Annotated in this window: 15 protein-coding genes; 4 read left to right on the top strand and 11 right to left on the bottom strand. The window is 34.0% G+C overall.

From position 1 onward, the window contains the following. The first annotated feature begins 183 nt into the window (after nucleotides 1–183). Nucleotides 184–1,260 (top strand): peptide chain release factor 1, encoded by a 1,077-nt coding sequence (gene prfA, locus B0A67_RS07020; protein ID WP_026981929.1) that lies wholly within the window; start codon nucleotides 184–186, stop codon nucleotides 1,258–1,260. Nucleotides 1,261–1,871: 611 nt separating this feature from the next. Here prfA and B0A67_RS07015 read toward each other — a convergent pair. The 11 genes from B0A67_RS07015 to B0A67_RS06970 form a co-directional block, all read right to left on the bottom strand. Further along, nucleotides 1,872–2,231, bottom strand: coding sequence for a hypothetical protein (locus B0A67_RS07015; protein WP_072956396.1), 360 nt, complete (start codon nucleotides 2,229–2,231; stop codon nucleotides 1,872–1,874). A gap of 23 nt (nucleotides 2,232–2,254) precedes the next feature. Continuing rightward, nucleotides 2,255–2,635 (bottom strand): hypothetical protein, encoded by a 381-nt coding sequence (locus B0A67_RS07010; RefSeq protein WP_072956393.1) that lies wholly within the window; start codon nucleotides 2,633–2,635, stop codon nucleotides 2,255–2,257. A gap of 38 nt (nucleotides 2,636–2,673) precedes the next feature. Beyond that, nucleotides 2,674–2,955: a YtxH domain-containing protein gene (locus B0A67_RS07005; protein ID WP_072956390.1), complete on the bottom strand. Its 282-nt coding sequence runs from the start codon at nucleotides 2,953–2,955 to the stop codon at nucleotides 2,674–2,676. A gap of 47 nt (nucleotides 2,956–3,002) precedes the next feature. Beyond that, nucleotides 3,003–3,155, bottom strand: coding sequence for a lmo0937 family membrane protein (locus B0A67_RS24770; RefSeq protein WP_109746162.1), 153 nt, complete (start codon nucleotides 3,153–3,155; stop codon nucleotides 3,003–3,005). 38 nt (nucleotides 3,156–3,193) lie between these two features. Beyond that, entirely contained in the window at nucleotides 3,194–3,841 is a 648-nt protein-coding gene (locus tag B0A67_RS07000) for a porin family protein (protein ID WP_072956387.1), read from the bottom strand. A gap of 39 nt (nucleotides 3,842–3,880) precedes the next feature. After that, complete coding sequence (locus B0A67_RS06995; RefSeq protein ID WP_242670937.1) at nucleotides 3,881–4,399, bottom strand: DUF4142 domain-containing protein; 519 nt, start codon at nucleotides 4,397–4,399, stop codon at nucleotides 3,881–3,883. A 417-nt stretch (nucleotides 4,400–4,816) separates the two neighbouring features. Beyond that, entirely contained in the window at nucleotides 4,817–6,601 is a 1,785-nt protein-coding gene (locus tag B0A67_RS06990) for a sensor histidine kinase (protein WP_072956380.1), read from the bottom strand. A gap of 10 nt (nucleotides 6,602–6,611) precedes the next feature. Continuing rightward, entirely contained in the window at nucleotides 6,612–7,061 is a 450-nt protein-coding gene (locus B0A67_RS06985; RefSeq protein WP_072956378.1) for a response regulator, read from the bottom strand. Nucleotides 7,062–7,081: 20 nt separating this feature from the next. Then, nucleotides 7,082–7,633 (bottom strand): helix-turn-helix domain-containing protein, encoded by a 552-nt coding sequence (locus B0A67_RS06980; RefSeq protein ID WP_072956376.1) that lies wholly within the window; start codon nucleotides 7,631–7,633, stop codon nucleotides 7,082–7,084. Between the two features lie 158 nt (nucleotides 7,634–7,791). Beyond that, nucleotides 7,792–7,977, bottom strand: a complete 186-nt coding sequence (locus B0A67_RS06975; protein ID WP_055098382.1) for a CsbD family protein — start codon at nucleotides 7,975–7,977, stop codon at nucleotides 7,792–7,794. Nucleotides 7,978–8,082: 105 nt separating this feature from the next. After that, nucleotides 8,083–8,559, bottom strand: coding sequence for a Dps family protein (locus B0A67_RS06970; RefSeq protein ID WP_072956375.1), 477 nt, complete (start codon nucleotides 8,557–8,559; stop codon nucleotides 8,083–8,085). A 155-nt stretch (nucleotides 8,560–8,714) separates the two neighbouring features. Between B0A67_RS06970 and pyrF the strand changes: the two genes are divergently transcribed. The 3 genes from pyrF to B0A67_RS06955 all read left to right on the top strand — a co-directional run bounded on the left by pyrF (nucleotide 8,715) and on the right by B0A67_RS06955 (nucleotide 12,691). Beyond that, nucleotides 8,715–9,542: an orotidine-5'-phosphate decarboxylase gene (gene pyrF, locus B0A67_RS06965; protein ID WP_072956373.1), complete on the top strand. Its 828-nt coding sequence runs from the start codon at nucleotides 8,715–8,717 to the stop codon at nucleotides 9,540–9,542. Nucleotides 9,543–9,776: 234 nt separating this feature from the next. After that, nucleotides 9,777–10,577 (top strand): ABC transporter substrate-binding protein, encoded by an 801-nt coding sequence (locus B0A67_RS06960; RefSeq protein WP_072956371.1) that lies wholly within the window; start codon nucleotides 9,777–9,779, stop codon nucleotides 10,575–10,577. Between the two features lie 620 nt (nucleotides 10,578–11,197). Beyond that, on the top strand, nucleotides 11,198–12,691 hold the full coding sequence (locus B0A67_RS06955; protein ID WP_072956370.1) for a catalase: 1,494 nt from the start codon (nucleotides 11,198–11,200) through the stop codon (nucleotides 12,689–12,691). Nucleotides 12,692–12,855 lie beyond the last annotated feature (164 nt).

The raw sequence follows: 12,855 nt of genomic DNA, 5'->3' as shown, positions 1-12,855 counted from the left end.
GATAGAAGAGGAAATCCTTTTGTGTCGGTGTTCGGCACAAAAGATTGGAACGGATAGCAGGAAACAGCTCCTAAAAACCACTATAATCAAACTAAATTTCCCCTTCAAAAAACACAAAAAATCAATACTAGAATTTTCAACAAAAATTTCGTAAATTTGCACTCCAATAAAAGGAATTAGAAAATGTTAGATAGACTTCAAATAGTAAAACAACGTTTCGACGAGATTTCAGACTTAATTATCCAGCCGGATGTTATTTCTGATCAGAAACGTTATGTGCAATTGAATCAAGAGTACAAAAACCTGAAAGCATTGGCTGAAAAGCGTGATGAATATGTGCTTTTGATGGCTAATATAGATGAGGCAAACGAAATTATTGCTGACGGAAGTGATGCAGATATGACCGAAATGGCCAAAATGCAACTTGATGAAGCAAAAGAAAGATTGCCTGAACTTGAAGAAGAAATCAAGTTTATGTTGATCCCTAAAGATCCTGAAGATGCTAAAAACGTGATGGTCGAGATTCGTGCCGGAACGGGTGGGGATGAAGCGAGTATTTTTGCAGGAGATTTATTTAGAATGTATACGAAGTATTGTGAAAATCAAGGTTGGAGAACTTCGGTAGTAGATATGAACGAAGGAACATCTGGAGGTTTCAAAGAGGTTATTTTTGAGGTTTCGGGAGAAGATGTTTACGGAACTTTGAAGTTTGAAGCTGGTGTTCATCGTGTACAACGTGTTCCTCAGACTGAAACGCAAGGTCGTGTGCACACATCGGCAGCTACAGTAATGGTTTTGCCGGAAGCAGAGGAATTTGATGTACAGATCGATATGAACGATGTTCGTGTGGATTTCTTCTGTTCATCTGGACCTGGAGGACAATCTGTAAATACAACGAAATCTGCGGTACGTTTAACGCACATTCCTACGGGATTGGTGGCGCAATGTCAGGATCAGAAATCACAGCATAAAAACAAAGATAAGGCGTTGAACGTTTTACGTTCTCGTTTGTACGAACAAGAATTGGCGAAGAAAGAAGCTGAAGATGCTACAAAACGTACTTCTCAGGTGAGTTCTGGTGACAGATCTGCTAAGATTCGTACGTACAACTACGCACAAGGTCGTGTAACAGATCACAGAGTTGGTTTGACTTTATACGATTTAGGAAATATCATGAATGGTGACATTCAGAAAATTGTTGCCGAGTTACAATTGGTAAACAATATGGAGAAACTGAAAGAAGCTTCGGAAGTTTTCTAAAGAAAGGTTCAAAGGTTCAGAGGCTCAAAGAAACAAAGGTTTCTTATCGAGGTTCTCTAATTATAAAAACAGCCTGTTTCACTTGTGTGAAACAGGCTGTTTTTTTTGTGAGATAGTATCAGTTACATAATAAAGACATATTCAATAGTTTAAATCGTTGGAACGCAATATATGAAGATGATAATATAGTTACAATTACAATATCACGATCTCCCAAAATTAAAAACCTTGGGCTATGTTTGAATGGGAATGAATGGGTAAGACCATTTTTTATTTTTTCTTAAAATAAAAAGAGACTATTTTCATATTTGAAATAGTCTCTTTCTTGGTTCATAATTAAGCCTTATTTTAAGCCTGCAAGGAAGACCTTTGCACCTTTGTAACGTAGCTCCTTTGAACCTTTAAAATATAGTGAAGGATATTAACTCTTTAACCGTTTGTTTATAAAACGTATAAAGCAAGTTAGATACCTAGAAATACTCTCGTATATTCAAAACATTTATATAGATTTGAGTACATGTACACACCATTTTTTAATACTATTTCGCTTAACTTTTCCATAATACATAAATTTTAGTTAGACAATTACTCTTTGATTCTTCTTTTTGTGATTATTCTTTTTGTGCTGATTCCTCGCTAGGGGAGTCATGATGTGGTTTAGAAACTAAATTAGTTACGACCAGCTGCAACAGTGATCCAAACATACCTTTGAACATCGAGGTGCTTTTTCCCACGACAAATCTCTTTGCCAGATAACCAATCCCGATGCTGATGGCAGATTGTGCCAGATTGCTTTTGAAACCTACTGTTTCGTTGATTTCTTCAACTGTGTTCCTGATGAGGTTAAGAGGTTTTAAATTGTGCTTAATTTCATCGATTTCATCTTTAATGGCGCACCATTCGGCGTCCTGTCGATCTTCTAATAATTGTATCTTCTGATCTAATGAATCAAGTGTATAAATAGTTTCCATAACAGTCTTTTTTAGTTTTTCGATTAATTTAAATCAGCTTTACTCTCTTTTTTAGTTTCTTTTAAAATACTGGAAACAATCATGTTCCCGATAGGCGTTTTTATAAGCTTGTGCTGCGCTTTGTGCATGACAATGGCCACAATCAGATAAAATAATGCCACGGCAAAAAAACCGTAATAATACTCTCCAAGTAGTTTTCCAAGCCATAAACTAATACCTATATTCAGGAACAGGGTAAAAAATGCAACAACAGCTCCAACTGCTATTCTTGATGTTAATGTTGATAAGACATCGGCTGCGGCTGATACCGTTTTAAGCTTAATTAATTCTAAGCTTGTTTTGGTATAGTTTTCTGCTTTTTCATAAAGATTTAAGTTCTCGTTTGTTGTTGCATCTGATTCCATGATATAGGGTATTTATGGTTTAAAAAATTCACTTTCTATTAGTTCGTTTTTACATTTTTTGCTTCATCTTTAATAGTGTTGAAGTCTTCTTTTGCCTGGTTGAATTTTGCTTTTCCCTCTTCGATGATTTCTTTACCGTTTGAAGAGATAGTACTTACAATATCATCAAATTTTGATTTTGCTTTATCTCCGTAATCTTTCGATTTATCTTTGATTTTTTTTCTTGTGTTTGACCCTTTGTCCGGTGCAAATAATACACCTAAAAATGCTCCTGCAGCTGCAGCTCCTAAAATTCCTAAAATTGTGTTACTCGTTTTCATAATATTTGATTTAGTGATTAAAATAATTTTTTATAATGTTGTTGTTTTTAAACTTCACGACCTTTGATCAGTCTGAATAGTATTGCAATGATTGCAATTACCAGTAATATATGGATGATACTTCCAAGGCTATAAACAAAGAACCCAAGAGCCCAAAGAATAACCAGAATTACCGCGATTGTATATAATAAATTTGACATGGTTTTTATATTAAGGGGTTAATAAATTCGTTTTTTTCCTAGTTTAACTTATAAGATAAGTATACAGTCAGGTTGCTGTTTTTAGCGTCCGGAATTGTAATTGTTGTTCCGCCTACAGTTCTTTCTTTTCCAACGGTTGTTAATCCATAGTTGTAACGTACACCAATACTTATTGGGTCAAAGTCTACACCAACACCTGCAGCTATACCAGCGTCAAATTTGTTTAGATCGTCTCTGTCAATATCCTGGTCAAAATCAAAAGTTCCGTTACCAGTTACTTTAGAACTTACTAGGTAAGACGCATAACCACCGGCATGAATATTAAAGTTTTTAGTAACATTTACTCTTACTAATAAAGGAACTTCAATATAGTTCAATTTAAATTTTGTGTTTCCTGATGCAAAAGCATTGTTGTATTCAAATTCAGCACCCTTTGTTGTAAACAAAATCTCTGGCTGAATAGCTATGAAATCTGAAATAGGTAAAGTTGCATAAACCCCTGCGTTAAATCCGTATAATACATTATTGTCGTCTACATCATCTCCGCTACCGTACAGGTTAGACATGTTGAATCCTCCCTTTACACCAAACTCTGTGTTTACATTATTGTCCTGAGCGTGTAGCATTCCAAATGAAGCTGTTAAAAAAAGTGTTAAGGCGCATAAAAAATTTGATTGCATTTTCATAGTTAAAAAATAATTTAGTTAATAATAGATAAAAGGCATTTAAATAATCTCGTTGTTGATCCTTTGCATTTCGCGTAAGATCTGGTATTGTTCAGGTAAATGGTGCAATACAAGTTTTAATATTTCTTTATCGTTTGTTTCTTTCGAAATAGATTCAAACAGATTGATTTGTTCTTTTAAGGATTCAGCCATAGATGTCAAATAAACTTTATTAAAACTTATCATTCCTGCATCAATCAGATCGTATAAATCTCTTTTGTGTGTCGCATTGATTTCAGTAATAATAACGAGCTTTTTATTGGCTAATTTTGATACTTCCTGTAACAATTCTGTCTGTTCGATTTCTGTCTTTCTGCTTAATTCCTGTATCGCAAAATCTGAACTTTTTTGTTGTGCAATTTGACTTTTAGAAATAATTGATTTACTCACATTTGCCGTTGCAATAAAAAAGAAAGCTTCAATTTCTTCTTTTTCTGTTTTTAAAAAAGCTTCATTTTTTAATGAATTTTCTATCGGATTCGTTTTCTTGCAGGATGAAATACAAGCTATAATTATCAATAAAAAAAATCTAAAAAATATCGCTTTCAATTGGGGCGCTGCTTTCATTATTACTTCATAAAGTATTACATTACAAAGATGCTAACGAAACAAGCGTTTTGCTTTACAGCATAAAAAAGAATGTTTATATAATTCCCATAATACGTTTGTTTACGGGATTATTTCTTTGTTTTTCAGCTGTTTATTTAAGGACGGTTTGTGAAATAAAAAAGAGAAACCATCAGCAATGCCGATGGTTTCTTTTGTATTTGTGAAATGTTATGAAATTGATTTTCTTAATATGATTGGTTTTTTTATTCTGAGTTTTGAGTGTTGATTTATGTGCCAGGATTCGTTTTTAAATCAAACTGCGACGGCACTAAAAACTATTTTTTAGGTTTGCTAAAAACGGTGACCATGACTGTAAATCGAAAACTCTTATTCCGGTAGAAAAACAGTAAAAACAGAACCTTTATTTGGTGTGCTGTCTGCTATAATATGACCTTTGTGATTGTCGACAATTTTTTTGCAGATCGCCAGGCCAATTCCGGTTCCCGGATAATCTGTTTTTGAATGCAAACGCTGGAATAAAACAAATATGGTTTCCTTAAACTGCGGGTCAAATCCCATTCCGTTATCGGTAAAGGTAATTTTATGGAATTTCTTTACATTTGGCTCTAATAAATCAGGGTAATCTGCTGAGTTTACTTTTTCGCTTTCAATCTTGATTTCAGGTGTGCTATCCGGCTGACTGTATTTTAATGAATTTCCGATTAAGTTTATGAAAAGCTGTTCTATCTGATACGGAATTACCGCTAACTTAGGCAATTTTGAGACAGTAATAACGGCTTTCTTTTCTTCTATAATTTCCGCCAGTTCAGATTCTGCATTCTCAAGCAGTTCGTTCAGGCTTAATTTGATAAACTCTTTTTTGGTTGTATTCGTTCTCGAAAATAACAGTAAGTCGTCTATTAAAACGCGCATTCTTTTGGCTGAAACTTCTATTTTAGAAATATATGCTTTGGCACTTTCAGATAAAACGGCTTTGTCAGCTTCAGAAATTCGGGATACAAAAGTTTGTATTTTTCTAAGAGGTTCCTGCAAATCGTGACTTGCCACATGATTAAATGATGCCAGTTCTTTATTGCTTTTCTCCAGTTCTCTGTTGCGTTCCTGAAGTTCGATATTCAGTAAATGCTCGTCAGTAATATCAAAATTGATTCCCAACAGAATTTTGCTTCCTTGCTGATCTGTCAAAAGTTTTCCGGTCGATTTAAAATAACGTATTTCATAATCAGGACGCGTGATTTTGTAGTAAACAAATGGCAGTTGTTTTTTCTCTACAATGTTTTCCATTGATTTTGCCACTTTGTCTTTGTCATCAGGATGTACAAATTCGAGGAAGGTTTCTTTTACGGGCACAAAAGCATTAGGTTCAAAACCCAGTAAACGGTATTGATTGTCTGAATAATCGATTTTATTAGAATCTAAATCCCATTGCCAGGTACTGAATTTACCAATACTTTCAGATTCAGCCATCAGACCGCTAGAAATCAAAAGTTTTTTATTGTAGATTTTCAGGCGTTCAAAATCACGGCTAATTTGTCTGTAGGCCAATAAAATAAAAAGTAAGGCAACAAGAAATAATGAAATAGAAAATACGGGACTTAAAGAAATTTCGGCAGCATAAATTTTAAGTCTTTTTGCCAGGTAATTTTTCTCTATATCATTCATTTCGTCCACCTGAAAACGAATGTTTTCCATCAGGATTCGACCACCAAACATATGATTGTCGAGTTTTCGTTTATCATATGTTTTGGGATCGCTGTATTTGAGACAATTTTCAAAAGAGACAAAACGCTGAATAATTAGCTTGAATAATTTTTCCAGGTTTTTTTGCTGTTTTGGATTGTCAGCAGTCAGTTTTTTCAGGGTGATAAATGAAGTGTTTACTTTATCACGCGAATAAATATAAGGCGTCAGAAATCGGGCATTTCGTGTAATGATATAACCACGCTGCCCCGTTTCAGCATCCTTAATCGCCGACATTAATCGCTCTAATTGAATGTTTATTTCGTACGTATGCATTACCACTTTACTGGATTCGTCTAAATCCCGATTGTGCTTGTAAGCAATAGAAGAAAGAAATAACAGAATGAAAACCGCGATTACAAAAATAACTCTCAATGAGTTTGAAGAATTAAAATTTGGTATCCATTTCATTGGTAAGCTATTATTTTAATCGAAGCAGGAAATTATCACGGTTTAACCCAGAGGTATGATAGTGCCAGTTTACTGTAACGACTTCATTAATTATTTTTTTAAGCGTATTAAAATCGCTTGGCTTTTTGATATAAATATTCGCTCCCTGAATAAAAGTATCCTCAATATCTTCTTCTGATGATGAAGTCGAATAAATGGCGATAATAATATTTTTAAGATGTTCTGTTTTTTTAATTTCGATCAGACATTCTTTACCTGTTTTTTTAGGCATGTTCAAATCCAGAAACAAGATATCGGGTAGTTTAGTATCCGGATCCATCAAATGCTCCATTAATTGCATTCCGTCATGAACAAAATCAACTTTTGTCTGAATTTTTATTTCTTCAAAAGCATCCTTAAAAAAAAGACGATCATCTTCATCATCATCAGCCAATAAAATGTATAATGCGTTTTTTTGCATTTTAGTGTGGTATTTGGGTTTTATTTTAAATTTTCTCTACGTTTCTTAATTATTCTCTGAAAAGCCGATGGCGTAATTCCCGTTGTATTCTTAAACTGCGTGCTCAAATGGGCCACACTTGAGTAGTTGAGTAAAAAAGCAATTTCGGTCAGACTCATTTCGTTAATAATAATTAATTGTTTGGCTCTTTCAATTTTCTGTAAAATGATAAAATTTTCGATAGAGGAATAGGTTACCTCCGAAAAAACATTTGATAAATAGCCATAACTGTGATTTAGTTTCTCAGCTAAAAACACAGAACTTTTATAATTATTGCTGTCTTCCATAAAAACAAGCTCGATTATAGCGTCTTTGATTTTTTGAACCAGAACACTTTTCTGGTTTTCGACAACTTCAAAACCACAGGGCAACAAATTATTTTTTAAAGTTTCAAGTGCTTCAGCATCTATATTGTCGGCAATTTCAATTTCGCCAAATCCCAAAGTTGTAAAATTTACATTCTGTTGTTCCAGGTTTTGTTTCAGAAAAAGCGAGCAAATTGTGTTGATATCAAACTTTATAAATAGTTTCATTTTATAGAAATTTGGTTAAAGATAATTAATTTATTTTTGGTTACAGAGTTTAATGCGGTTAAGCAATAAAAGGACGTGATTAATTTAAATAAAAGTCTCAAAAAAATACCGTCTAATATTGTTGTACTAGACGGTATTTCTGCTTGATTTAGAAGGTCTTACAAATCAGCAATGATTTTGCGGACTTCATCTTTTGTTTTTCCCAATTTTTGTTGAAGTTTTCCGTACATTTCGTCTTCTTTTCCTTCATCATACAACAAATCGTCATCTGTAAGATCAGCATATTGTTGTTTCAGTTTTCCTTTCAACTCATTCCAGTTTCCTTTTATTTCTGTAGTATTCATGATAATAATTTTTAAGTATTTATAATATTGTAAATTTCTGAAATCATCATTATTTCCTTGTTATATCAATTTCGCAAAGCGTTTCATAATTCACATTTTGAAGTTTTAAACCTGATAACGGCGTAAAACCCACGCCATTTTTTCGTGTTGCTGCAATAAACCTGTTACAAAATCAGCTGAACCAATATCATTGTTATCGTCATTCTCAAAAGCCGGAATAAATTCCCTGAATTCGGTTACCAGCTGTTCATGATTTTCTAAAAGTTCTTCAAGCATGTGTTTCTGAGAAGCATATTCTTTTGGAGATTCTTTTAAGGTAGAGTTGTCGATAAACTCTTTCATCGTTCCAATTGTTTTTTCGCCAAGCTGGCTGATGCGTTCTGCAACTTCATCAATATTAGCTTCTAAAATTCGATATTGTTCCTCAAACAATTTATGCAGCTCCATAAAACTATTTCCGGAAATGTTCCAGTGAAATTTTCTCGTTTTTACATAAAGCGTCATTTCATTAGATAAAATCGTAGCCAACATAGCGGTACTTTTCTTTAGGTTTTTTGGGGTAATTCCGATATGTGGAGTCATAATTGTTTGATTTGCGGTTCGTTATCAAAAATAGAGAAGAAGTAATTCATTTTTCTTACATAATTTATTCAGGATGTTACATGAATTCAATGTGAAATCGAAATTCGTAAACCAATAATATTATTTGTAATTTTGCCGCACTAGTAAAATTCAATATGACAACACAACAACTACACGAACAAATTCTTTCAAAAAAATCATTTTTATGCGTGGGACTGGATCCGGATCTGACCAAAATCCCAGCTCATTTATTAGAAACAGAAGATCCTATTTTCGAATTCAATAAAGCCATAATCGATGCTACACACGATCTGGCTGTGGGATACAAACCCAACACTGCTTTTTTTGAAGCGTATGGTATAAAAGGATGGATGTCTTTGCAGAAAACAATCAACTATATCAACGAGAATTTCCCTGAAATTTTTACGATTGCAGATGCAAAACGTGGCGATATAGGAAATACTTCAAGCATGTACGCAAAAGCTTTTTTTGAAGACCTGAATTTTGATAGTGTAACCGTTGCACCTTATATGGGGAAAGATTCGGTTGAACCATTTTTGGCTTTCGAAAACAAACATACCATAATGTTAGCATTAACTTCTAACGAAGGAGCTTTCGATTTTCAGACTTTAACCACCAACGGAAAAGAATTATACAAACAGGTTTTAGAGACTTCTAAAACATGGAAAAACAGCCACAATCTAATGTATGTGGTTGGTGCTACAAAAGCCGAATATTTTGCTGATATCAGAAAAATTGTTCCGGACAGCTTTTTACTGGTTCCCGGAATTGGCGCTCAGGGCGGAAGTTTATCTGAAGTATGTAAATACGGAATGAATGATAAAGTGGGATTATTGGTAAACTCAGCAAGAGCCATAATTTATGCCTCAAAAGGAACTGATTTTGCCGAAAAGGCGAGAGAAGAAGCATTATCAGTACAAAAAGAAATGGAAAAGATTCTTAGTTTAAAGTTTCAGGTTTAAAGTTTCAGGTTGCTTTACTTTGAAAATATTTTAACCAAAAAGTAAGCTAAGTTTTTCATCTAAATGAATGTTAAGAAAACGCAAAGTTTGCAAAGCTATATCAAGACAAAGCTTTGCGAACTTTTTTTGATACAAAATAACTTTCCACAAAGAGTACAAATCTTTGCGAACTTTGCGGTTAAATCAACACAATCCAAAACTTGAAACCTGAAACAAAACAAACATGAAACAAATATGAAACAATTTCCTGATCAGCTTGGTATTTTGCATTCTTTTGAAACCGCTCCAATGCGCATTATCTCGTTGGTGCCTTCTCAAACCGAATTACTATACGATTTAGGTTTAGAAGATAAAATCATCGGAATCACGAAGTTTTGTGTTCATCCGTACCATTTAAAATCGACTAAGAAAATAGTGGGCGGTACCAAGAAAATTCATTTTGAGAAGATAAAATTGCTTCAGCCTGATATTATCATTTGTAATAAAGAAGAAAATACTCCGGAAATTGTAGAGCAGCTAAGTGCGATTTGCCCGGTTTGGGTAACGAATATCATTACTATAGAAGATAATTTTCAGATGATTTCAGATTTTGGTCAGCTCTTTAACTGCAGAACCGAATCTCAAAAATGGAATAACAAATTGGCTTTCGCTTTAAGCGATTTCAAAAAATATATTGCAGATATTCCTGTAAAGAAAGCTGCTTATTTTATCTGGAAGAATCCGTTTATGGTGGCCGGAAATGATACTTATATCAATGAATTATTAAAGCTAAATCATTTTCAGAATATCTACGAAGACAAAGGACGCTATCCTGAAGTCGAAATAAAAAAAATGCGTATCGAAGGCGATCCTGATTTGGTTTTTCTTTCCTCAGAACCTTATCCTTTTAAAGAAGAAGATGCTTTTGAAATTGGCAGGTTTACTCATCATGCTAAAACGGTTTTCGTAGATGGCGAGATGTTCTCCTGGCATGGCAGCCGTTTGCTAAAGGCATTTCCGTATTTTAAAATATTACATGAAAGATTGAAGAATTAAATTCCAAATCCAAATCCAGAGTTAAATTGGCATTTGGATTTTTTTTTATTGGAATTTTAGCCAAAAAAGAATGCCGGCATCTCGAAAACGCCGGCACTATTTAACTAACCAAAACCAAAATAATAAATAACCAGTTTATTACATGACAAAGATCCGATATATATCAATCTTATGGTGTTAAGGTCTTGTTATTACTTTGTTGAAGATAAGTTAATGTCTAAGTTTTATTATTTGTAGATAGTTTTGTATGAATGAAACTTACGTTTTTTAGATAAAGGAATGGCAAAGAAAAGCCACCTGAAACTTTAAACCTGAAACATAAATTATTATAAAAAAGAATGCCGGCATCTCGAAGACGCCGGCATCATTTAACTAACCAAAACCAAAATAATAAATAACCAGTTTATTACACTACAAAGATCTAACATAAATGGATGTTTAGCTGTTAAGGTTTTGTTATTACTTTGTTGGGCATAAGTTAAGATTTTTTAAGAGTTGTTTCTGAGCTTTCTGTAACGTTAAATAGTTTTTTATTATTAAAATATAATAACAATCAATTTTGTTTATAGATATCGTAAAGATAACTTCGTATATTTGATAAAACATTAAATATCAGCAATATGGATTCAAGCAAAAAATTAACAACTGCAACAGGAACTCCCGTTCCGGACAATCAAAACATTCAGACTGCAGGACCTCGTGGACCTGTTTTATTACAAGATTTTTGGTTTTTAGAAAAAATGGCGCATTTTGACCGTGAGGTAATTCCGGAACGAAGAATGCACGCCAAAGGTTCGGGAGCTTACGGGACTTTTACTGTAACTCATGATATTACAAAATATACAAGAGCCGATTTGTTTTCGGAAATTGGTAAAAAAACGGAAATGTTTGTACGTTTTTCAACTGTTGCAGGTGAAAGAGGTGCTGCTGACGCCGAAAGAGATATTCGTGGTTTTGCCATGAAATTTTATACCAATGAAGGAAATTGGGATTTGGTAGGTAATAATACACCGGTTTTCTTTTTTCGTGACCCAATGAAATTTCCTGATTTAAATCACGCTGTAAAACGTGATCCAAAAACCAATTTGAGAAGTGCTGATAACAATTGGGATTTTTGGACTTTATTGCCTGAAGCCTTACATCAGGTTACCATTGTAATGAGTGATCGCGGAATTCCGAGATCGTACAGGCAAATGCACGGATTTGGTAGTCACACTTTTAGTTTCCTGAATGCTCAAAACGAAAGAAACTATGTAAAATTTCACTTTGTATCACAACAAGGAATTGATAATTTATCTGATGAAGAAGCTGCTCTGTTAGTAGGTAACGACAGAGAAAGTCATCAAAGAGATTTATTTGATGCGATTGAAGAAGGAAATTTCCCAAAATGGAAAATGTTTGTTCAGATCATGAGCGAGGAGCAGGCAGCTACCTATCGTTTTCATCCTTTTGATTTGACAAAAGTGTGGTTAAAAGGTGATTTTCCCTTAATTCCTGTTGGAGAATTCGAATTAAATAAAAATCCTGAAAACTATTTTGCTGAAGTAGAACAAGCTGCTTTTAATCCGGCGCACGTACCACCCGGAATTAGCTTTTCACCGGATAAAATGCTGCAGGCACGTTTGTTTTCTTACGGAGATGCTCATCGTTACCGTTTAGGAGTAAACAACTACCAGATCCCTGTAAATTCATCCAGATGTCCTTATAATACTTTCCACAGAGACGGTGCCATGCGCGTAGACGGAAATAACGGAAGTCGTAAACATTATGAGCCTAATAGTTTTGGGGAATGGCAGGAGCAACCTGAATTCAAAGAGCCTCCATTAGCACTTCATGGCGATGCGTATGCCCATAATTTCAGAGATGATGATAATGATTATTTCACTCAGCCAGGTTTGTTGTTCAACTTATTAACAGAGGAGAAAAAACAATTATTATTCAAAAATACCGCAGGACAAGTAGGAGGAGCACAGAAATTTATTCAGGTAAGACACATCAGAAATTGTTACAAAGCTGATCCGGCATACGGAACAGGAGTAGCAAATGCATTGGGAATGACGATGGATGAAGTAAATAACTTTAGTGATCCAAGATTGTCTATTGTCGTTCGATAAAAAGGTTCAAAGGCTCAAAGTAACAAAGGTTCAAAGTTTTTTTAAGAACCGTTATCTTTGATCTTAAAGAGTAAACCCGACAGGTTTTTGAAACCTGTCAGGTTTGTTTTTAATATAAATCTTCTAAATATTCAAAAACTATATATTCTCTTAATGTAAACTGG

The organism is Flavobacterium aquidurense (assembly GCF_002217195.1).
GTDB lineage: Bacteria > Bacteroidota > Bacteroidia > Flavobacteriales > Flavobacteriaceae > Flavobacterium > Flavobacterium frigidimaris.
The sequence above is the reverse complement of the archived record's forward strand: the minus strand, read 5'-3'. Positions and strand labels throughout refer to the sequence as shown.

What these genes read in the sequence shown, in the direction of transcription:
- prfA (WP_026981929.1), top strand. Translation starts at nt 184, where the DNA reads ATGTTAGATAGACTTCAAATAGTAAAACAACGTTTCGACGAGATTTCA.
- B0A67_RS06985 (WP_072956378.1), bottom strand. Translation starts at nt 7,061, where the DNA reads ATGCAAAAAAACGCATTATACATTTTATTGGCTGATGATGATGAAGAT.
- B0A67_RS06960 (WP_072956371.1), top strand. Translation starts at nt 9,777, where the DNA reads ATGAAACAATTTCCTGATCAGCTTGGTATTTTGCATTCTTTTGAAACC.
- B0A67_RS07005 (WP_072956390.1), bottom strand. Translation starts at nt 2,955, where the DNA reads ATGAAAACGAGTAACACAATTTTAGGAATTTTAGGAGCTGCAGCTGCA.
- B0A67_RS24770 (WP_109746162.1), bottom strand. Translation starts at nt 3,155, where the DNA reads ATGTCAAATTTATTATATACAATCGCGGTAATTCTGGTTATTCTTTGG.
- B0A67_RS07000 (WP_072956387.1), bottom strand. Translation starts at nt 3,841, where the DNA reads ATGAAAATGCAATCAAATTTTTTATGCGCCTTAACACTTTTTTTAACA.
- B0A67_RS06980 (WP_072956376.1), bottom strand. Translation starts at nt 7,633, where the DNA reads ATGAAACTATTTATAAAGTTTGATATCAACACAATTTGCTCGCTTTTT.
- B0A67_RS07015 (WP_072956396.1), bottom strand. Translation starts at nt 2,231, where the DNA reads ATGGAAACTATTTATACACTTGATTCATTAGATCAGAAGATACAATTA.
- B0A67_RS06990 (WP_072956380.1), bottom strand. Translation starts at nt 6,601, where the DNA reads ATGAAATGGATACCAAATTTTAATTCTTCAAACTCATTGAGAGTTATT.
- B0A67_RS06975 (WP_055098382.1), bottom strand. Translation starts at nt 7,977, where the DNA reads ATGAATACTACAGAAATAAAAGGAAACTGGAATGAGTTGAAAGGAAAA.
- B0A67_RS06970 (WP_072956375.1), bottom strand. Translation starts at nt 8,559, where the DNA reads ATGACTCCACATATCGGAATTACCCCAAAAAACCTAAAGAAAAGTACC.
- B0A67_RS06955 (WP_072956370.1), top strand. Translation starts at nt 11,198, where the DNA reads ATGGATTCAAGCAAAAAATTAACAACTGCAACAGGAACTCCCGTTCCG.
- pyrF (WP_072956373.1), top strand. Translation starts at nt 8,715, where the DNA reads ATGACAACACAACAACTACACGAACAAATTCTTTCAAAAAAATCATTT.
- B0A67_RS07010 (WP_072956393.1), bottom strand. Translation starts at nt 2,635, where the DNA reads ATGGAATCAGATGCAACAACAAACGAGAACTTAAATCTTTATGAAAAA.